The sequence below is a fragment of the Bordetella genomosp. 8 genome (assembly GCF_002119685.1).
Taxonomy (GTDB): domain Bacteria; phylum Pseudomonadota; class Gammaproteobacteria; order Burkholderiales; family Burkholderiaceae_B; genus Bordetella_C.
On the sequence record NZ_CP021108.1, the window covers coordinates 2,326,116 to 2,346,925 of the forward strand.

At 67.5% G+C, this 20,810-nt stretch carries 16 protein-coding genes; 7 read left to right on the forward strand and 9 right to left on the reverse strand.

Annotated elements, in window-relative coordinates:
• Positions 1-10: 10 nt before the first annotated feature.
• Positions 11-445 carry a lysozyme inhibitor LprI family protein gene (gene umoC, locus CAL12_RS10750; RefSeq protein ID WP_157792956.1) on the reverse strand — a complete coding sequence of 145 codons (435 nt, stop codon included), beginning with the start codon at positions 443-445 and terminating at the stop codon, positions 11-13.
• A gap of 347 nt (positions 446-792) precedes the next feature.
• On the opposite strand from umoC, the gene CAL12_RS10755 reads away from it, so the two are divergent.
• The 6 genes from CAL12_RS10755 (at position 793) to yddG (ending at position 12,244) form a co-directional block, all read left to right on the forward strand.
• Positions 793-8,019, forward strand: a complete 7,227-nt coding sequence (locus CAL12_RS10755) for an autotransporter outer membrane beta-barrel domain-containing protein (protein ID WP_086064469.1) — start codon at positions 793-795, stop codon at positions 8,017-8,019.
• Between the two features lie 250 nt (positions 8,020-8,269).
• A complete protein-coding gene (locus CAL12_RS10760; protein ID WP_086064470.1) occupies positions 8,270-9,019 on the forward strand; it encodes an amino acid ABC transporter permease in 750 nt (249 codons plus the stop codon).
• A complete protein-coding gene (locus CAL12_RS10765) occupies positions 9,016-9,669 on the forward strand; it encodes an amino acid ABC transporter permease (protein ID WP_086064471.1) in 654 nt (217 codons plus the stop codon). Before CAL12_RS10760 ends, CAL12_RS10765 begins: the two co-directional genes overlap by 4 nt.
• On the forward strand, positions 9,653-10,381 hold the full coding sequence (locus CAL12_RS10770; RefSeq protein WP_086064472.1) for an amino acid ABC transporter ATP-binding protein: 729 nt from the start codon (positions 9,653-9,655) through the stop codon (positions 10,379-10,381). Before CAL12_RS10765 ends, CAL12_RS10770 begins: the two co-directional genes overlap by 17 nt.
• Before the next feature lie 32 nt (positions 10,382-10,413).
• Positions 10,414-11,214 carry a transporter substrate-binding domain-containing protein gene (locus tag CAL12_RS10775; protein WP_086064473.1) on the forward strand — a complete coding sequence of 267 codons (801 nt, stop codon included), beginning with the start codon at positions 10,414-10,416 and terminating at the stop codon, positions 11,212-11,214.
• 139 nt (positions 11,215-11,353) lie between these two features.
• A complete protein-coding gene (yddG, locus tag CAL12_RS10780; protein WP_086064474.1) occupies positions 11,354-12,244 on the forward strand; it encodes an aromatic amino acid exporter YddG in 891 nt (296 codons plus the stop codon).
• Positions 12,245-12,304: 60 nt separating this feature from the next.
• On the opposite strand, the gene CAL12_RS10785 is transcribed toward yddG, so the two are convergent.
• From CAL12_RS10785 to CAL12_RS10795, 3 genes are all read right to left on the reverse strand, one after another.
• The gene (locus CAL12_RS10785) at positions 12,305-13,150 is read right to left on the reverse strand and encodes an aldo/keto reductase (protein ID WP_086064475.1); all 846 of its coding nucleotides are present in this window, start codon (positions 13,148-13,150) and stop codon (positions 12,305-12,307) included.
• Positions 13,151-13,192: 42 nt separating this feature from the next.
• A complete protein-coding gene (locus tag CAL12_RS10790) occupies positions 13,193-13,648 on the reverse strand; it encodes an I78 family peptidase inhibitor (RefSeq protein WP_086064476.1) in 456 nt (151 codons plus the stop codon).
• Positions 13,649-13,711: 63 nt separating this feature from the next.
• The gene (locus tag CAL12_RS10795; protein ID WP_086064477.1) at positions 13,712-15,175 is read right to left on the reverse strand and encodes an MFS transporter; all 1,464 of its coding nucleotides are present in this window, start codon (positions 15,173-15,175) and stop codon (positions 13,712-13,714) included.
• A 143-nt stretch (positions 15,176-15,318) separates the two neighbouring features.
• Between CAL12_RS10795 and CAL12_RS10800 the strand changes: the two genes are divergently transcribed.
• Positions 15,319-16,233, forward strand: a complete 915-nt coding sequence (locus tag CAL12_RS10800) for a LysR family transcriptional regulator (protein ID WP_086064478.1) — start codon at positions 15,319-15,321, stop codon at positions 16,231-16,233.
• 52 nt (positions 16,234-16,285) lie between these two features.
• On the opposite strand, the gene CAL12_RS10805 is transcribed toward CAL12_RS10800, so the two are convergent.
• The 5 genes from CAL12_RS10805 to CAL12_RS10825 are packed head-to-tail and all read right to left on the reverse strand — an operon-like array spanning position 16,286 to position 20,685.
• Positions 16,286-17,047: an amino acid ABC transporter ATP-binding protein gene (locus CAL12_RS10805; protein ID WP_086064479.1), complete on the reverse strand. Its 762-nt coding sequence runs from the start codon at positions 17,045-17,047 to the stop codon at positions 16,286-16,288.
• A 10-nt stretch (positions 17,048-17,057) separates the two neighbouring features.
• Positions 17,058-17,708, reverse strand: coding sequence for an amino acid ABC transporter permease (locus CAL12_RS10810; RefSeq protein ID WP_086064480.1), 651 nt, complete (start codon positions 17,706-17,708; stop codon positions 17,058-17,060).
• The gene (locus tag CAL12_RS10815) at positions 17,705-18,379 is read right to left on the reverse strand and encodes an amino acid ABC transporter permease (RefSeq protein ID WP_086064481.1); all 675 of its coding nucleotides are present in this window, start codon (positions 18,377-18,379) and stop codon (positions 17,705-17,707) included. Before CAL12_RS10815 ends, CAL12_RS10810 begins: the two co-directional genes overlap by 4 nt.
• 12 nt (positions 18,380-18,391) lie before the next feature.
• Positions 18,392-19,894, reverse strand: coding sequence for an MmgE/PrpD family protein (locus tag CAL12_RS10820; protein ID WP_232464776.1), 1,503 nt, complete (start codon positions 19,892-19,894; stop codon positions 18,392-18,394).
• 5 nt (positions 19,895-19,899) lie between these two features.
• The gene (locus CAL12_RS10825; RefSeq protein WP_086067812.1) at positions 19,900-20,685 is read right to left on the reverse strand and encodes a transporter substrate-binding domain-containing protein; all 786 of its coding nucleotides are present in this window, start codon (positions 20,683-20,685) and stop codon (positions 19,900-19,902) included.
• Between the last annotated feature and the right edge of the window lie 125 nt (positions 20,686-20,810).

Here is a 20,810-nt window from a genome sequence, read left to right on the forward strand (position 1 = left end):
CGACGTTCGTTCATTGTTCCAGCAACTGCGCGGTGCGCCATCGCGTCAGGGCCACCTGGCAAGCCTGTTCGGTGTCGCCGGCGCCCGTGCCGCCCATCAGCGCCGCGCCCTGTCGCCTGCACTCCTTCTGCAGGAAGCTTTTGAAGCTGTCCTGGGAATGCTTCAGCGTTCGCAGCGCTTCCGGCGTCGAGGCGGAATCGATCTTCCTGAGATCGGATTCGACCTGCGCGTAGGCGCCATCCATCTGCCGCCGGGCCGTCTTCAATTCCGTGTCCAGGCAGCCATGCAACGCTGTTCTGGGCTGGCCGGCCAATGCCGTCGCGCAGGTGTCCAGAACGCTGGTGGTGGTCATCCGCGGCGCCGCGTCGGCGCTCCACGCTGTGCCCGAGGCGGCCGCAAATGCCGCCGTCGCGGCGATACCGATACGCAGAAGTGTTGCTTTCATTGCCTGGTCCTCATTACCCGGTCCCATCGATTCGGGACAAACGTGCCGACGATTTTAGGGATGGGCGGCGGGAAGGGGGCGGCGCGACGTGGAATGAACGTTGAGTCCGAGCCGCTAGATCATTCCGCATGAATCGACGCTGAATGCCGTGCACCTGGACCCTGGCAGTGCGGCCGCGGAGCAACAGAAGTACATATTTCATACACAGTCTGGTTATCTTTTGATAATCTGCGGCGCGCATCTGAACAATTAGAAATGATGATTGCAACATAAAGTTGCGTCGCAACGCTGTATCCCGGGCTGGATGTCGATACGGTTCATCCATGCCCCTACATGGAATCGAGCGAATGAAGAATCGGGTGAGGGTGACGGTGGGCGGTGGGGCGTTGCTGGGCGGCGCGGCCGCATTCATGGCACCGCACGCGGCACTGGCGCAGGCCATGACGTGCACATCGAACGGCGAGTATCTATGCGTGAACGGCAACACGCCCGCCAGTTCGTCCATCGGGGTCGTCGTACCATCGGGCCAGTTCGCATCGGTCAACAACAACGCCCCCATCAGCTATACGCCGCCGTCCTCGTCCAATGCCGCCTTGGGCGTTTCGACCTACAGCGGGTCTCCCCAGGGTTTTTCCGTCTACAACCAGGGCAACATCGGCCTGGCGGGCGGGCCGTCCACCCTCAACGATTACGTCTTCGGGATCTGGGCATTGCAGCAGGGGGCCCCCGCGTCCGCCGGCACCAATACGGCCGGCATCGTGTCGGTGACCAACTCCGCCTCGATCACCTTGAATTCGCCGGCAGTGCAGGCTATAGGGGGCGCGGCGATCTGGGCGGCCGACCAGGGAGGCGTCGGCCAGGTGCAAGGCACCTACGGGACGCAGGGCGGCGCTTCCGCCGGCGTGTCGGTCGTCAACAACGGCGGTGTCAATGCGACGCTGAGCGGGACGACCGGGTTCGCGGGCATACAGGCCATGTCGGTGGGCGGCGCCTCCGCCAGCGGACCCAACCTGATTTTCAATGCCGCGGCGGGTGGGGCGGGCGGACCGGCGTCGGTGACCTCCGGCGCATCGGTGGGCGTGAACTGGACCTGGCAGAACGCGGGCAGCGGCAACACGGGCGTCTACGGCATCCAGGCTTATTCCCAGGGCGGCGCCGGCGGCAATACCGATGCGGGGACCGACGGCGGTTCGTATGGCGGCAGCGGCGGCGCGGCAGGGGCGGCCACGGTCACCTTGAGCAAATTCGGCGACGTGGCCCTGACCGTGCAAGGCACGCCGCCATCGGGTTTCCCGGCCGCGCCCAGCGCGGTGGTGGGCGCCTACAGCATCGGCGGCGCGGGCGGGTACGCGGCGCAAGGCAACACCAACAGCGGCGCCAGCGGCGGCGCGGCGGGCGCGGCGCAGATCGCGCTGACGGACGCCTTCATCACGGGCAGCGGCAGCGATTTGCCCGGCCTGCTGGCGTACAGCGCGGGTGGCGCGGGCGGCTATGGCGGGACGCCGGCATCGGGCGACGGCACCTTGAACCCGTACCAGAACGGCGCCGCCGGCGGCAGTACGGCCGGCGCTTCGATCTCCGTGCTGGCGCAGACGCGATCGAACACGATCATGACGACGGCCGGCGGTATCGGGCAGTCTCCGGCCATTGTCGCGGCGCAACTGGGCGGCGCCGGCGGCTACGGCGGCAACAGCCAGGATGGAGGGTTCTCCCATTCGCAGGGCGGCAATGGCGGTAACGGCGGCAACGCCGGGCCCATCAATATCCAGGTGCAAGGAAGCAGCCCGAACGTGGTGACGCTATCCACCAACGGCGCGACCTCGCCTGGCATCTATGCCTACAGCCTGGGCGGGACAGCGGGGTATGGCGGGCGTTCGCAGACGAATCTGGCCGGCAGCGCGCAGGGCGGCACCGGCGGGAACGGTGGCGCGGGCGGCGACATCAGCGTAACGGTCGGATCGACCCTGATCCAGACGCAACAGGCCACCTCTCCCGGCATCGTCGCGCGAACCGAGGGCGGCATAGGCGGCGACGGCGGCTTTGCCAGCGCGTCCAGCGCGACGGGCGGCAATGGCGGCAACGGCGGTGCGTCGGGCAACATCTTCATCCAGACGGATGGCGGTTCCGCGATCACCACCGCGGGCAACGATTCCATGGGCATCCTGGCGCAGACCTTGAGCGCGGCCGGTGGCGATGCGAATGGCAAGAACACGGTATTTTCGGCCAGCGGCGGCACCCCCGGCACGGGCGGGCAGGCGGGCACGGTGACCGTCACGAACGCAGCCGCCATCACCACGGCAGGGCTGACCTCGCGCGGCATACTCGTGCAGTCCATGGCGGGTTCCGGGGGCAACGGCGGTTCGAGCTGGTCGCTGTTCCATACCGGCGGCATCACGGGCGGCGCTGGGGGCGCGGCAGGCGCGGTTGCCGTCACGAACAGCGGCGCCATCAGCACTGCGGGCGACAATTCCGAAGGCATTCTGCTGCAATCCATCGGCGGTGGCGGCGGCGCGGGCGGCCAGGGATCCGGCGTGTTCAACAGCCCGGGTGGAAGCGGCGGCAATGGCTCGAACGGCGGTGGCGTGACCTTGGTCAATAGCGGCGCCATTTCGACGTCGGGCGAAGGTTCGATCGGCGTGCTCACGCAGTCCATCGGCGGCAGCGGCGGCGATGGCGGCGGTTCGTACAGCGTTTCCGTGGCTGTGGGCGGCACCGGCGGCAACGCGGCGGCGGGCGGCGACATCAATGCCACGCTGAACAGCGGATCGAACATCAGCACCACCGGCGCGGGCGCGCACGGCCTTATCTTCCAGTCCATCGGCGGGGGCGGCGGCAACGGGGGCAGCGCGACCAGCACCGGCGTGGCCGTGACGGTCTCGGTAGGCGGACAGGGCGGCGATGGCGGAGCCGGCGGCAACGTTCTCGTCAGCGGCAACGGCGCCAACGTGTCGGCATCCGGCAGCAAGTCGGCGGGCCTGATCGCGCAATCGATCGGCGGCGGCGGCGGCACCGGTGGATCGGCCATGGGCACGTCGGCCAGCGCCGTCTTCGATGCTTCGGTGTCGGTGGGCGGCAGGGGCGGCAACGCACCCAGCGACGCGGGGCAGGTTTCCGTCAGCCTGGCGGGCGGCTCCATCGCGACGGGTCAGGATCCGCATCTGATCATCGGGTCGACGGCGCCGGGCTCCTGCCTGGGGTCTGGCGGCCAGGCGGGCGGCGCCTGCAACGTGCTGCCGGTGGACAGCCATGGCGTGGTGGTGCAAAGCGTGGGCGGGGGCGGAGGAAGCGGCGGCCAGGCCACGGCACAGGCCATTGCGATCGCGGCTCCCGTGACGCCGGGCGGTTCGCAGGCGGCCATCGCGGCGGCGGTGGCGGTAGGGGGCAATGGCGGCGCGGGCGGCAATGGCGGCATCGCGCAGTTTTCCCTGTCCAGCGGCGGCACGATCACCACGGCGGGCAATGGCGGCGTCGGCGCGCTGGTCCAGAGCGTGGGCGGCGGCGGCGGCGACGGCGGCGATTCGTCGGCCATGGCGGCCACGATCGGCTATGGGTCCGGGTCCGTGCCGGACGGCGGCAAGGCCCCCGCGGCCCAGGTGACGTCCACGGTGGCAGGCACTGGAGGAAAGGCCGGCAACGGCTCGACCGTGCAGGTCGCCATCGGCGGTTCGGTCGCCGTCGACGGTTCCAGCTTCACCTGCGATTGCAATGGCACCAATACGTCCATCCAGACCTTTGGCGATTTTGCGCCGGGCGTCATCGCGCAGTCCATTGGCGGCGGCGGCGGCAACGCCGGCGTGGGCGGTGGCAATACGCAGGACTTCGGCACCGGGGCGAGTACCTCCGTGTCGTTCAACGTGGGGCGGGCGGGATCGCCGGGCGGCGATGGCGGGAATGTCACCGTCAACCTGTACCCGGGCAGCGGCATCCAGACCTGGGGCTCGGGGGCGGTGGGCATCATCGCGCAATCCATCGGCGGCGGCGGCGGGACGTCGGAAGGCGGTTCCTTCAGCCTGGGACAGTCGCTTTCGCCGCCCGAAGGCGCCACCCAGAAGCAGGGCGAAAACGTCAACCTGGGCAACCAGCAAAGCGAGAACGGCGGCACGGGCCTGGCAGTGACCGTGTCGGTGGCCGCGCCCATCGTCACCCATGGCAACGACGCGACGGGCGTGCTGGCCCAGTCCATCGGCGGTGGCGGCGGCCTGGGCGGTTCTTCCGGCTCGGACGCCTCGGGCGACAACCCGGTGCTGCTCTCGCTGGAGGGCCGCGAGTTCGTCAGCAACGTCGTCAGCGCCATCGACTCGGGCAAGTGGACGCCGCAGCAGAACACCACGATGAATCATTCCATCGGCGGTACCGGCGGGGATGGCGGTTCCGGAGGCCCGGTATCCGTGACGCTGGCCTCGGCGATCGCGACCCTGGGCAATCCGGTCGTCGCCGGCGGCAACCAGCAGGCGAGCAGCGGCGACTGGGCGCACGGCATCGTGGCGCAATCCATCGGCGGCGGCGGCGGCAAGGGCGGCACGGCCATCGCGTCGGGCACGGGCGCCGACCCGGCGGAACACAATGTCTTCCTGAATACGGCCGTGGGTGGGACCGGAGGCAGCGGCGGCAGCGGCGGCGCGGTCAACGTAAATTTCTCCAGTGGCGCCAGCATCCAGACCGTGGGCTATGCGGCCACCGGCGTGGTCGCGCAAAGCATCGGCGGCGGTGGCGGGATGGCCGCCGACGGTTCGGATGCATCGGGCGGGAACCTGTCGGTCGGCGCCTCGCAGACCGGTAGCGGAGGCAGCGGCGGCAACGCGGGTAATGTCGACTTCGAGAACAGCGCATCCAACGGCAGCACCATCACCACGGCGGGCGACTTCGCGGATGGCTTGAACCTGCAGGCCATCGGCGGCGGCGGCGGCATTGCCGGCGCGGGGTCCAGCGCGTGGAAGGCCATGGGCCAGCCGCATGTGGCCAACGCCATGTCGTTCACCGCCGGCGGCGGCGGGGCGTCCAGCGGCGCGGGCGGCAACGTGACCGTGAACTCGAACTACGTGAACAACGCAGGGATGACGATCAATGTGTCGGGCTACGGCGCGTACGGCATCCTGGCGCAAAGCATAGGCGGAGGCGGTGGCAGCATCATCGCCACGCAGGCCGGGACGGGCGCCCCGACATTCAAGCTCGGTGGCCAAAGCGACAATCCCAACGCCACGGGCGGGACGGTGCTGGTCCAGCTGACGACGCCGACCACGATCAGCGCCAACGGCACGGCCGGCGTCGGCGTGCTGGCGCAATCGATCGGCAACGGCGGCGGCATCATCCGGGTGGATGACGGCACCAACAGCACGCCGTCCATGACTACCGGCTACAACCCGGCGTTTTCGGACCAGCGGGTACCCGGCAACGCGAATGGCGGCGCCGTGCTGATCAACTCCTACGCCAATATCAATGCGAACGGCCCTGGCGGCATCGGCATCCTGGCGCAGAGCGTGGGCGGGGGCGGCGGCATCGTGCTGAACGGCACCACGCTGTATGCGGGCGCGCCGCTGCAGCAGACCAGCAATGTCTGTACGTCGAGTTCGTGCAGCGGTTCGCCGGCCAACGGCTACCAGAATTTTTCGGTCAACATCCTCGGCGGCACGGTGTCGGCGACGGGCACCAACGGCATCGGCATCTTCGCGCAGGCCGCGGGCTACGGATCGCCGCAAGGCGGCACGCCGGATGTGCAGGTTGGAGGGGCCACCGTGATCGGGGGTACGGATCCCAACCACTCCGGCACGCAGGGCGGCCAGGGCGGCGCGCAGGAAGCCCAGTCCAGCAGCGCCGCGGGCATCTGGATCGACAGGCCCGGCGGTCCCGGCGCCGGCACCGGTTCCGTCGTCTACGATTCCTGGGTCACGATCAATGCCGGCGGCGTCGTCACGAACTCGGACGGCTCGAACGGCACGGCCATCAAGGTCACGGGCGGCGGCACCATTGCCCTGGCGAACTACGGCGCCATCACGGGCAACCTGGACCTGAACGCCGTCGAGAACGCGAACAACTGGGTGCCCGGTCCCTGGACGCCCGGCCCGCTGACCTTGCGTGGCGCACTGCTGCAGCCGCGCGGCAGCCTCAACAACTACGGCACCTGGGTGCCGGGCACGCAGGCGCTGGCGGACATTCAGAACCAGGGCTTGATCGCCTTCGACAATCCGCAGATGAAGACCCGCGTGTTCGGGCACTTCAACCAGACGGGCAGCGGCCGTCTCAGCCCCATGATCGATTCGCTGAACGACAACGTCAGCCTGTTGAAGGTGGACGGCACCGCCACGGTGGATGGGACGATCGTGCCCAATGCCATCACGCTGCTGCCGGGTACGGTGCCGGTGCTCGTGGCCGGCGACCTGCGCACGACCGCGCAGGCGCAGGACTCGCTGATCTTCGATTGGGATGCGCGCCGCTCGGACAACACGATCACGCTGACGCCCGCGAATGCGAACTTCAAGCCCGAAGGCGTGGGCCTGAGCGACAGCCAGTCGTCGCTGGCGCAGTACTACGCACGCGCCTGGGCCAATTCCGATCGCACGATCGCCGGCGTGTTCGGCGGCATGTCGCACATCGACGATGGCGGCACCTACAAGGACACGCTGGACAGGTTCTCCAGCAAGGCCACCCAGGTGCAGTCCATCGCGCTGGCGAACTCGGCCGGCACCATCCTGGGTTCGTCCATGAGCTGCCCCGTGTTCGAAAAGCAGGGCACGATGCTGTCGGAAGACAATTGCGTCTGGGGCCAGGTGAACGGCCGTTGGGCCGACCAATCGACGACGGGCGACACGCAGGGCTATCACGTATCGGGCACCACGTACCGCGTGGGCGGGCAGCATCGCATCGCGCCCGGCTGGTACCTGGGGGCGTCGGCGGCGGCGGGCCAGACCTGGGCGCGCGGCAAGGACGGCTCGAATGGCGACGGCGATACCTACGACGGCTCCATCACCCTGAAGCGCGTGGCGGGCCCCTGGTATTTCGCCGGCTCGCTGGCGGCGGCCAGCGGCTCGTTCGACTCGAACCGGCACATCGACGTGTTCGGCCAGACGCAGACCACCACCAGCAAGCCCAGTATCTTTCTCGCGGGGTCGCGCCTGCGCGTGGGCTATGAGTTCGCCCAGGACACCTGGTACGTGAAGCCCTACGGCGATCTGGACTTCATCTACACCCACATGCCGGGCTTCAAGGAAAAGGGCGCCCCCGGCTATGCATTGAACGTGCGCACCAACGACGACTTCAACGTGGCGCTTTCGCCGATGGTGGAAGTCGGGCAGCGTTATGAGGTGGACGCCAAGACCACCTTGCGCGCCTACGCCGCGCTGGGCTTCGTCTGGCGGCCGGACAGTTCATACACCGTGACGTCCAGTTTCGTGGGGGCGGATGCGGGCAACGGCACGTTCACCGATTACGTGAAGACGCCGGAAGTGCTGGCCAAGGTCGACCTGGGCCTCCAGTTCCTGCGCGTGGGAGGCTTCGAGGTGAAGGCGGGATACACGGCGGACTTCAGCCATTCCTATATCAGCCAGACGGCCAGCGCGCGGTTTGCCTACCACTTCTAGGCAGACGCGCCGGACTCGGCGTTATCGGTTGTCATACAAATTGGAAAGCAGTTTGATGCTGTTCTTCCTGCTTTCAGCTCCCTGAAAGCAGGCGCGTATCTGCCGTAGGGATTTTCACCATGTACGTTGTCGTACATCAGGTGCTATATTTTCGCGACTATAAACGGTTCCCCGGCGTCCCCGCTGGCGGCAATCAATAAGGGGCCCGGCCATAAGCCCGGCTCCCTATAAGGACGAGACGAGTCGCGCGATGAGCTTTTCGCTGGATTTCAGCAGCCTGTGGCCCTATTGGCCGGTTTTCCTCAAGGGTGCGTGGCTGACTCTGAAGATGACCGCCGTGGCCATCTTCTTCGGCGTCATCCTGGGAACGCTGGTGGCGTTCGCCAAGCGCAGCCGCTACCGGCTGCTGGCCCGCGCCTGCGCCGTCTACATCGAGGCCGTGCGCAACACGCCGTTCCTGGTGCAGATATTCCTCCTGTTCTTCGGCCTGGCCAGCGCCGGCGTGCGGCTGCCGACCTTCACCGCCGCCGTGCTGGCGATGATCATCAACATCGGCGCCTATGCGGCGGAGATCATCCGCGCCGGCCTGGAGTCCGTGCCCAGGGGCCAGATCGAGGCTGCGGAGTGCTTGGGCCTTTCGCGCTGGCGCATCGGGTGGCATGTGATGCTGCAGCCTTCCATCGAAAAGGTCTATCCGTCGCTGACGGGCCAGTTCCTGTTGATGATGCAGGCGTCGGCCGTGGCGTCGCAGATTTCGGCGGAAGAGCTGACGGCGGTGGCGAATACGGTGCAGTCCGATACCTTTCGATCGCTCGAAACCTATATCGTCGTCGCCGCCCTGTATCTGGCCCTGTCGCTGCTGATCAAGCTGCTGGCCTGGGCGGTTGGCGAGTACGCCTTCAAACGGCGCCGGGTGATCCGGCGCGCCGCGGCGCGGGCCGGCAAGGCAGCACCCAGGCGCGCCAGCGTGTCGGCGGCCATCAAGCGCGGAGCCGCATGATGCACGGCTTTTCCATGGCGCATCTGTGGTACCTGGTGCAATCCATAGGCTGGACGCTGGTGCTGTCGGCGCTCGCTTTCGTCCTGGGCAGCATAGGCGGCTTTGGCGTGATGCTGGCGCGGATTTCGCCGCGCCGCTGGCTGCGTACCGCGGCGCTGGCCTACATCGAGGTCATCCAGGGCATCCCGCTGCTGATCCTGCTGTTCATCGTGTATTTCGGCCTGTCGGTGTATGGCTACGAGGTGCCTTCGCTGGTGGCGGCCGGCCTGGCGCTGATGGTCTACACCAGCGCCTACCTGGGCGACATCTGGCGCGGTTGCGTGCAGGCCATGCCCAAGCCGCAGTGGGAAGCCTCCGAATGCCTGGCGATGACGCGCTGGCAGACGCTGCGGCTGGTGATCATTCCGCAGGCCGTGCGCCTGGCGCTGCCTTCGACCGTGGGCTTCCTGGTGCAACTGATCAAGATGACGTCGCTGGCGTCGGTGATCGGCTTCATCGAACTGACCCGCGCGGGACAGATCATCAACAACTCGATCTTCGAACCCTTCCTGGTATTCGGCCTGGTGGCCGTCTTCTATTTCGTGCTGTGCTACCCGCTGTCGCGCTGGAGCCAATCCATGGAGAACAAGCTCAATGTCGGCAATCGTTAGGCTCGACGACGTCTACAAGTGCTTTGGTTCGAACCAGGTGCTGCAGGGCGTGTCGTTCGAGGTGGCCAAGGGCGAAATGATTGCCGTCATCGGCGCCAGCGGTTCGGGCAAGAGCACGGCCTTGCGCTGCATCGACCGGCTGGAAACCATAGACCAGGGCAGCATCGAAGTCTGCGGCATCCGCGTCGACAATCCCGAAGTGGACCTGCGCCAGCTGCGCCTGGAAGTCGGGATCGTGTTCCAGAGCTACAACCTGTTCGCCCACCTGACGGTGGAAGAGAACATCATGCTGGCGCTGCGGCACGTCAAGAAGAAAAGCCGGCAGGAGGCCCGGGACATCGCCATGTCGGTGCTGGACCGCGTGGGCCTGGCACAGAAGGCGGGCGCCTATCCGGAGCAGTTGTCCGGCGGCCAGCAGCAGCGCGTCGCCATCGCTCGTTCGCTGGCGATGTCGCCCAAGGTCATGCTGTTCGACGAAGTGACGTCCGCGCTGGACCCGCAGCTGACGGGCGAAGTGCTGCGCGTCATGGAGGACCTGGCGGCCGGCGGCATGACCATGATCCTGGTCACGCACGAGATGGCCTTCGCCAAGCGGGTGGCCGACCGCATTATCTATATGCATCAGGGCAAGGTGTGGGAGGTGGGCGATGGCGGCATGCTGGACGCGCCCGCCACGCCGGAGCTGCGCGCCTTCCTGAGCAACGGACTTTGAACTCAACAACGCAATCAAGGCGAGGAGACAAAATGAACGTCAAGCAACTGATCCTGCGCGGCTGCACCGCCGCGCTGCTGACGGCGGGCCTGGCACACGTGGCCGCGGCAGACGAGCTGGCCGATATCAAGAAGGCCGGCAAGATCCGCATCGCGATCGCCATGGGCACGCCGCTGTATAGCTACGTGGACGACAACCTCAAGCCCACCGGTTCGGACGTCGATACGGCGACGCTGCTGGCGCACGACCTGGGCGTGAAGCTGGAAATCGTGCAGGTGACCAACGCCGCTCGCGTGCCTACCCTGCAGGCCAGGCGCGCCGACCTGGTGGTGGCCGATCTGTCGATCACGCCGGAGCGCGCCAAAGTGGTGGACTTCTCCATTCCGTACGCGGTGATCTCGCTGATCGTCGGCGCGCCCAAGGACATGAAGATCACCGGCTACCCGGACCTGAACGGCAAGACCATCGGCCTGACGCGCGCCACCGTCAACGACAGCATCACCACCGAGTTGGCCAAGGGCGCGGACATCAAGCGCTATGAGGACGATGCGACGCTGATCACGTCCATGGTGACCGGCCAGATCGATATCTTCTCCAGCACGCCGTCCAACCTGGCGGAAATCCAGAAGCGCGCGCCGCAACGCAATGTCGAGATGAAATTCCCGCAGAAGGATTTCGACCTGGGCATCGCCCTGCAGCAGGGCCAGCCGGCGTTGAAGGAATGGGTCAACAACTGGGTGCGCGAGAACCTGAAGAACGGCAAGCTCAACGCCATCTACAAGAAGTATCACGGCCGCGACCTGCCCACGCGCATCACGCAGCCGCAGGGCTGATCCGGAATGGCATTGCGCTGGCATTCATGCCGCGGTCGTCCGGGCCGCGGCTTTTTGGCGCGTTTTTTCGTTATGCTCGACGGTTTTTGACCACCGCTTTCCGCATCCGGGGAAGGGCGGCGCGAACCGGAGCAAAGATATGAAGGCGCACAGCGCAAGCCGGGCCACGGCCTTTGGCGTGGTCGCGATCCTGTTGTGGGCGGCCCTGGCGCTGCTGACCGTGCGCGCGGGCGGCCTGCCGCCGTTCCAGTTGCTGGCCTTGAGTTTCGGCGTGGCGTTCGTGGGCGGCGTCTGCGTGCTGCTCCCGCGCGGCCGCGCCGCGTTGGCGGAAATGCGGCAGCCGCTGCGTCCGTGGCTCTTGAGCGTGGGCGGCATCTTCAGCTATCACGCGCTCTATTTCTACGCCTTGTCCCATGCGCCGGCCGCGCAGGCCAGCCTGATCGCCTATCTGTGGCCCTTGTTCATCGTGGTGTTTTCCGCGCTGGCGCCCGGCGGACGGTTGCATGCCCGGCATATCGCGGGCGCCGTGCTGGGCCTGGCCGGCACCGCCTTGATCGCACTGGAGCGTCCGGGCGCCGATGATGCCGTCTGGCCGGTCGCCGGTATCGCCGCGGCGTTCGGCTGCGCGCTGATCTGGTCGGGCTATTCGGTACTGAATCGTCGATATGCCGATGCGCCCAGCAGCATGATGGTGGGCGTCTGCGGACTGGTCGCGCTGGGCGGCGCTGCCTGCCATGCCGCGCTGGAGACCACGGTACCGGTCAGCGGCGCGCAGTGGGGTGCCATCGTCCTGCTGGGCCTGGGGCCTACCGGACTGGCCTTCCTGGCATGGGATTACGCCACCAAGCATGGCCATCTGTCCTTGCTGGGGCCCTTGTCCTACCTGGCGCCGCTGCTGTCCACGCTGCTGCTGGTGGTCACTGGGGCAACGCCGGCCACGCTGACCCTCTTGCTGGCGGCGCTGCTGATCATCGGAGGATCGATGGTGGCGACTTTCGGCAAACGCCGTGCGGCACGCGGCGAGGCCTAGGAAACCCCGCCGCTTGAAAGGGGTGGAAAGAATGTGGGAAACCGGGGCGAAAACCCCCGGCTACAGCATTTCCAGGGGGCGCTTGCGGTTGGGCGGCGGAAACGCCTGATCCAGTTCGGCCAGATCCTGGCTGGTCAGCGTCACGTCCAGGCAAGCCAGGTTCTCGCGCAGATGCTCCAGCGAGGCCGTCTTGGGAATGGCGATCACGTTGGGCTCGCGCAGCACCCAGGCCAGGGCGGCGGCCGCGGCGGTGATGCCGTGCCGTTCACCGACGCGCTTCAGCGTGGGGTCGAGCAGCAGCCGGCCTTGCTCGATCGGCGAGTACGCCATGACAGGTATGCCGTGCGATTGGCACCACGGCAACAGGTCGAATTCGATGCCGCGCCGTCCCAGGTTGTACAGCACCTGGTCGGCCTGCACGCGGTCGCCCTGGGGCAGGGCGGCGAGCTCCCGCATTTCGTCGCTGTCCAGGTTGCTGACGCCCCAGCGGGCGATCTTGCCCTGGCTGACCAATTCCTCGAAGGCCTGCACGGTGTCGGCCAGCGGATGCGGCCCGCGCCAATGCAGCAGATAGAGGTCGATGCGGTCCGTGCCCAGGCGGCGCAGGCTGGCTTCGCAGGCGCGCGCCACGCCCCGGCGCGATGCGTTGCCCGGCAGCACCTTGCTGACCAGGAAGACCTGGTCCCGGCGGCCCTGGATGGCGCGGCCGACGATTTCCTCGGCCGCGCCGTTGGCATACATTTCCGCCGTGTCGACCAGCGTCAGGCCGGCGTCGATGCCGGCCTGCAGCGCGTGGACCTCCGCCTTGGCGTGGTTACGCGACTCTCCCATGAACCAGGTGCCCTGGCCCAGGGCGGGAACGGCCTGGCCGTCCGGGAAGGTGATGCTTCGGCGCGTAGCGGTCATCGCTGGCTCCTTCGCACTGGGCCGCGCGCTGGCGACGCGGGATCAGCCGCAGCGCAACGCGGTCAGCGCGCCTTGCTGATCGAGGATAAGGTTGATGCGCTTGGGGTCGTATTCCATCGTCATGACCTCGCCGGGCTTGAGCACCCGGGTCTTGCTGGCCATGGACGCTTGCCTGATCTGCGCTTCCACGGAGGACGTGAGCTTGGTGCCGATCAGGTTCTGCACGGGCTGGGCGTCGCAATCCTGGCCGGAGGCGAACGACGGGCTGTAGCCGCCACCGGCGCCACCGGCGGCGCCGTAGGAAGACCCGTCGGACGACCCGCCCGAATACCCGCCCGATCCGCCATAGCCGCCGCTGGAACTGTCCATGGAACTGGAGGACGTCGAGGACGTGGAGGACGTCGTGCTGTCCCCGTCGGTGGACGAGGCTTGCCGGCCGGTATTGGCGCAGGCGGCCAGGCTGGCGACGAGAACGAGCGGGATGAGCTTACGGATCATGCGTACCCCTAAAGACTGCGTTGATATTCCGTGTACAAACGTCCACGTGCGTGGACCCTTACATCATAGTTCAGTGCGGACCGGTTGCGCAGAAGGGCTGGGCGGCGGGTCTTCAACGCCCAGCGGCGTCGCCACTTCCTCCAGCGGCTTGCGTTCGGCGTCCACCCCGTGGCGCAGCGCCAGCAGGCCCGCGCCGATCACCAGCAGCGCGGCGATCGCATAGCCGATGCCCACCGCCGGACGGCTGCCGCTTTCGATCAGCGTACCGAAGAGCACCGGCCCGACGAAGCCGCCGGCGCCCGTCCCGAGCGCGTAGAAGACGGAAATCGCCAGGGCGCGGGTTTCCAGCGGGAAGACTTCGCTGACGGTCAGGTAGGCCGAGCTTGCCGCGGCCGACGCCAGGAAGAACACCGCCGACCAGCACAGCGCCAGGCTGAAGGCATCCAGCAGGCCGGCGGTGAAGGCCCAGCCCGTCAGCGCCAACGCCACGCCGGCGGACACGTAGGTCACCGCGATCATCCGCCGCCGGCCCACATGGTCGAACAGCGGTCCCAGCAGCAGCGGCCCCAGCACGTTGCCCGCCGCGAAGGGAAAGATATATAGCGCCACCTGGCCCTGCGGCACATTCATGAAGCGGGTCAGCACCAGGGAATACGTAAAGAAAATGGCGTTGTAGAAAAAGGCCTGCGAAACCATCATCGACAACGCCACCACGCTGCGCAGCCGATAGCGCCGCACCAACACGTGCGCCACCTGGCGCAGCGTCGGCGCGGCCTGGCGGGCGAAAGTGACGACGCCCGTCGCCTTCGGCAGGGGGCCTTTGGCGGCGGAGACTTCCGCCTCGATGCCTTCGATGATGCACCGGGCTTCTTCCTCGCGGCCGTGGGACAGCAGCCAGCGCGGGCTTTCCGGCACGTGGCGCCGCACGAGCAGGATGGACATGGCCAGCACGGCGCCCAGGGCGAAGCCCACCCGCCAGCCGACTTCGGGTCCGAGCACGCGGGCGTCCAGCAGCACCAGGCTGACCGCGGCGCCCAGCGCCGCGCCGATCCAGAAACTGCCGTTGATGGCCAGGCTGACGCGTCCGCGCACCCGGGCGGGTATCAGCTCGTCGATCGCGGAATTGATGGCGGCGTACTCCCCGCCTATGCCCAGCCCGGTGGCGAAGCGGCAGATCGCGAAAAAAACGAAATTCGTGGAAAAGGCCGTCATCAGGGTGGCGGCCATGTACAGGGCCAGCGTCATCAGGAACAGCCGTTTGCGCCCGAGGCGGTCGGCCAGCCGGCCGAAGACCAGGGCGCCGACCACCGCCCCGGCGATGTACAGCGAACCCGACCAGCCGACCTGGATGGCGTCCAGCCCCAGCGTATCCGGGCGTTCCAATATGCTGCCCAGCGACCCGACCAGGGTGACTTCCAGCCCGTCCAGCACCCAGGCCACGCCCAGCGCGAGCACCACGCGGGTGTGCCACGGGGACCAGGGCAGGCGGTCCAGGCGGGCGGGGATATCGCTTTGGATGACGCGCATGATTCGTCAGGGAATCGTAGGATTGATGCTAGGGTTGGATTCGCGCGGTCAGTGTGAGGGCGGGAGGCCCGCCCTGGACGTGTCAAAATCCTTGTGACGGATACCAATGGAGACATGCCGCCGCGCCGCGGCCCAGACGCCCGATGCTAGATCTGAATGAGTTTCTGACCTTTTCGGTGATCGCGGAGGAAAAAAGCTTTTCGCGCGCGGCGGAAAAGCTGGGCATTTCCAAGGCGCTGGCCAGCAAGCATGTCGCCGATCTGGAACACGCGCTGGGCGTGAAGCTATTGCATCGCACCACGCGCAAGATCGGCCTGACGACGGCGGGCGCCCTGTTCTACGAAAGATGCCGCCAACTCGTCGCCCATGCCGAGGACGCGCGTCACGAGATCGAACAATTCCGCAGTTCGCCCGGCGGCCTGATCCGCGTCAGCTCCGCCATGGCCTTCGGCCGCCGGCATCTGGTGCCCGCCATCACCCGGTTCCTGGAGCAGTACCCGGATATTTCCATCGACCTGGACCTGAGCCAGCAGTTTCCCGACCTGATCACCGCCGGCGCCGACATCGTCATTCGCCAGGCGGACGAGCCGCTGCTGGTGTCGCTGGTGGCGCGGCGCCTGGCGCCCGTGCGCTGGGTCGCCTGCGCCAGTCCCGGCTATCTGGCGCGGCATCGCACGCCCAGCGTCCCGGCCGACCTGGCGGGCCACAACTGCCTGGTGTATTTCGTCAACAGCAAGGGCGAATGGGTGTTCAGCGGCGCCGGCGGCGTGCATACGGTGCGGCCCAAGGGCAACTTCAAGGCCAATAGCGCCGACGCGGTACTGCATGCCGCGCTGGGCAACCTGGGCATAGGCGTGGTGCCGACCTTCGCCGCTGGCGATGCGCTGCGCAGCGGCGAACTGGTGCGCGTACTGCCCGACTACCACCTGCCCGACCGTGGCTTGTACGCGGCGTATCTGCCCAATCCGACGATGGCGCGCAGCATGCGGCTGTTCGTCGATTTCCTGCGCGAACATTTCGGCGACCGGCCGTACTGGGACGACGGCCTGGCGTCGTGACGACCCGGGCTGGCCCGTCCGCGACTTGCCGTCCGCGACTGGCCGTCCGCGATCAACCGGCTTGCGGCGGGAACGACAGGAAGCTGCGCAGTTCCGCCGTGCGTGGCGCTTCGAAGATCGCCTCGGGCGCACCCATTTCGTGGACGCGTCCATGATGCATGAAGATCACGCGGTCGCTGACCTTGCGCGCGAACGCCATTTCGTGCGTCACGATGATCAGCGTCGCGCCGTCGCGCGCCAACTGCTCGATGACCTGCAGCACCTCGCCGACCAGCTCGGGGTCCAGGGCGGACGTCATCTCGTCGCATAGCAGTACTTCCGGGTCCATCGCCAGTGCGCGCGCGATGGCCACGCGCTGCTGCTGGCCGCCGGACAGTTGATGGGGCGCCGCGTCGAACTTGCCTTCCAGGCCGACGCGCGCCAGCAGGCGGCGCGCCCGTTCCCGGCATTCCTCGCGCGGGCGTCGATGCACCAGGCGAGGCGCCAGCATGATGTTCTCGCCGGCGGTCATGGACGGAAAAAGATTGAACTGCTGGAAGATCATGCCGACCTTCTGGCGCAGCTCGCGCAGCGCGGCCGCGTCGGATGCCTGTACCGGCTGGCCGCCGACCACGATGTGGCCCTGGTCGAAGGATTCCAGTCCGTTGATGCACCGTAGCAGGGTGCTCTTGCCGGAGCCGCTCTTGCCTATGATGCAGATCACCTCGCTGCGGGCGACCTGCAGGTCCACGCCTTTCAGGACTTCGTTGTCGCCGAAGCGCTTGTGCAGGCCACGAATGTCGACCAGCGGCACGGACGGGTCGGGGGTTTGCATGATGTTCGCCTCAATGCTGGATGCGCATGCGTCGTTCCACCCACGAGCCCAGCAGCGAGCAGGGGAAGCACAGCGCGAAATAGAACAGGGCCACCAGCCCGTAGACGGTGAAGGGCTGGAAGGTGACGTTGGCGATCATCTGGCCGGTGCGCGTCAGTTCCACGAAGCCGACCACCGAGGCCAGCGACGTGTTCTTGATGATCTGCACGACCAGGCCCACCGTAGGCGGCACCGACAGGCGCAGGGCCTGCGGGAAGATGACGTGGCGCAGTTGCTGGCGGAAAGTCAGCGCCAGGCTGGCGGAGGCTTCCCATTGCCCCTGCGGTATGGATTCCACGCAGCCGCGCCAGGTCTCGGTCAGGTAGGCGCTGGCGTACAGGGTGAAGCACACCACCGCCGCCGTCATGGGCGAGGTCTCGACCCCGGCCAGGGCCAGGCCGAAATACACCAGGAACAGCTGCATCAGCAAGGGCGTGCCCTGGAAAACCTGCACGTAGGCGGCGATCGGGCGTTCGAACAGGCGGGGGCGGCCCAGGCGCAGCATCAGCAACAACAGGCCGACCAGTCCGCCGCCGACGAAAGCGATGGCCGACAGCGCCAGCGTCCACGGCAGCGAGAACAACAGGTTGCGCAGGATATCCCACGTGGAGAAGGCGATCATCGGCTGGCTCCCACCGGCGCGCAGCCGAACAGGAATCGTGGTCCCAGCCATTGCAGCAGGCGCCGGAACGCGATGGACAGCACCAGGTAGAGCAGCGTGACCACGATGTACGACTCGAACTGCCGGAAGGTCTCTGCGGCGATGCGGTTGGTCACGTAGGACAGCTCGGCGGTGGAGATCAGGCTGCAGACGGCGGTGGCCAGCATGATGATGACCAGCTGGCTGGTCAGGCCCGGCCACACGCGCGAAAGCGCCGGTGGCAGCACCACCCGCGTGAAGATGTGCCAGCGGCCCAGCCCCAGGCATTGCGCGGCTTCGTGCTGTCCCTTGGGCGTGGCTTCGATACCCGCGCGTACGATTTCGCACGCGTATGCGCCCAGGTTGATCGTCAGCGCGAAGATGGCCGCGGGAAAGCTGGCGAAGCGCAGGCCGATGGCCGGCAGGCCGAAATAGATGAAGAAGATCTGGACGATGAAGGGCGTATTGCGGAAGAACTCGACGTAGCAGGCGACGGCCAGGCGCGCGGCCCGCGAGCCTTGCACGCGGCACCATGCACAGGCGATGCCGAGCACCGTGCCCAGCGTGCAGGAGATCACGGTGAGCAGGGCGGTGATTGCCAGTCCTTCCAGGAAGACGGGCCAGGCGGCAAGCACGCCGGTGAAATCGAGCATGAAGATGTCCTTTTATTCTGGCCGTGGCGGGCTATCGGCATGGGCTTCGACGTCGGCATCGGCATGGGCCGCGTTCATGCCGGGCGCCACGGCGGACGCCTTGGCCAGCGTATCGAACAGGCTCTGGACGGGCATAGTGCCGTCCAGGGCGCGCAACTGCGCCAGCAGTCGCGTGGCGGCCGGCTCGCCGATGACGTTGACGGTGCAATCCAGGAACTTGCGCGTGGACTCGGCCGGCGACAAGGGCGCGCCGGGGCTGCCGACCGCCTTGTCGCGGCTGCCCCGCAGCACCGTGCCGTCGCGCAGCTCGACGCGTACGATCGCGCCTTCCGGCGCATCGCGGCGCCGCGCGGGATCGTTCCAGGAAGGACCCGTGCGCATGCGCACCCCGCGCATCGCCGCGCGCAGGTCGGGACGCGCCAATTGCTCCTCGGACAGCGCTTCCAGCCCCCAGTCCGGTTCCAGCAGGGTCATGGCGATGGCGTAATGCATGCTGAAGCGGGCCTGTGCCGGGCTGTCGGGAAAGTCATGGCATAGATTCGCGGCGACCACGGGCGGCACGTCGCACTCCACCGACGCCACGTCCCCGGCGCGCAATCCATGCTGCCCGATCAGTGCGCGCAGCGCGTCGACCGCCGCATGGGAAGACAGGCATACGGGGATGCGCTTGACGTCCACGCCGGGATCCAGCAGGTACCATCTGTCGCCAGTCATGTGCAGCGCGGCTGTGTCGAACTGGCCTTCGTTGTAGCGCGCCGCGAGGCCATGGTCGTGGCCGAAGGGATCGGCGGGACCGTGCGCGCCGGCTTGCGCCAGCAGCGCGGCCTGCACGCCGGCTTCGGCGGCCTTGCCTGCCATCAGGGGCTTGGCGTCCGAACCGAAGCAGGATTTGGTGCCGGCGGCCATGCCGATGGCCAGCGACAGCGCGTGGGCGATGCGCGGCGCGTCCAGGTCCAGCAGCTTGCATACCGCCATCGCCGCGCCTATCGGGCCCAACACGCCGGTCGTCCACCAGCCCAGGTCGTAGAGCAGCCCGCGCGTGGCGGCGCCGACCGCATATTCGCATTCGGCCCCGGCGACCAGCGCGGTGATCGCCTGGGCGCCGCTCGCGCCGGCCGCCTGCGCGCAGGCCAGCAGGGCGGGCACGATGACCGCCGAACCGTGCACGAAGCCGGCATAGCAGTTGTCGTCGAAATCCAGCGCGTGCGCGGCGGTGGCGTTGGCGAAAGCGGCCTGCGCTGGCGTGGCGTGGGTGGCGGCGCCTGCGCCGGCCGGGCGCACCAGCAGGGCGGGCAGCACTGTACTGCGGGCGCCGCTGCTTCCGGCGCACAGCGCCAGCGCGGCTCGGGCCGGCGGCGTGACGCTGCCGGCCACCGCGACGCCGACCGTATCCAGCATGCAGGCCAGCGCGGCGTGGCGCACCGCGTCCGGTATGTGACCGGGCGACAGCTCGCGCACCCATTGCGCCATGCGCAGGCCGGCGCCCGCCGGCGCCGCCGAGGTCTTGCTATCCACGCCGCTTATTCGGGCAGGTCGCCCGCAGGCGCGCCCATCCAGCGTTTGGACAGGTCGTCCAGCTTGCCGTCGCGCTTGGCCTCGCGGATGATGTCGTTGACCTTGGCGAGCAGCTTGGGCTGGTCCTTGCGCACGCCGATATAGCAAGGCGAGTTCGCCAGTACGACCTTCAGCCCCATATCCAGGCTGGGATTGCGCTGGGTCAGGGCGGCCGCCACCGGCGTGCCGCTGGCGAACAGCTCGGCCTGCCCCGACATGAAGGCGGCGATGGTGCTGTTGTTGTCTTCGTAGCGGTTCACCACCGCCTTGGGCGCCAGCTTCTGCAGTTCCTGATCTTGCATCGAGCCACGGGTCACGGCGATGGTCTTGCCGGCCAGGTCGTCATAGGATTTGGCGGGATTGCCCTTCTTGCCGAAGATGGCGTCGAAGAACGGCGCATAGGCAATGCTGAAGTCGATCACCTGCGCGCGTTCGGCGGTCTTTCCCAGCGAGGAAATCGTCAGGTCGGTCTTGCCGGTCTGCAGGTAAGGCACGCGGTTCGGCGCGGTGACGGGCACCAGCTCCAGCTTGACGCCCAGTTTCTGCGCGATCAGGCCGGCCATGTCCACGTCCAGTCCCTGTGGCTTCATGTCGGGCCCGACGAAGCCGAAAGGCGGGTAGTCGGTGGGCACCGCGACGCGGATGGTCCCGCGCTGCATGATCTCATCGAGAAGATCGGCGGCGTGCGCGCTCATCGCCAGCGCACACGAAAAGGTGGTCAAAGCCCCGAGTATCCATTTTTTGAGTCGCATGTCGACGTCCTTGGTCAATACTGCCGTTCAAAGTCCTGTCGCCGCGACCCCTGCGCATGCGGGTATCGCGGCGCTGCTGTATGACTCCTCGGCTTCCCCTTGAGGGTCCTATGCGGGAGCTGATG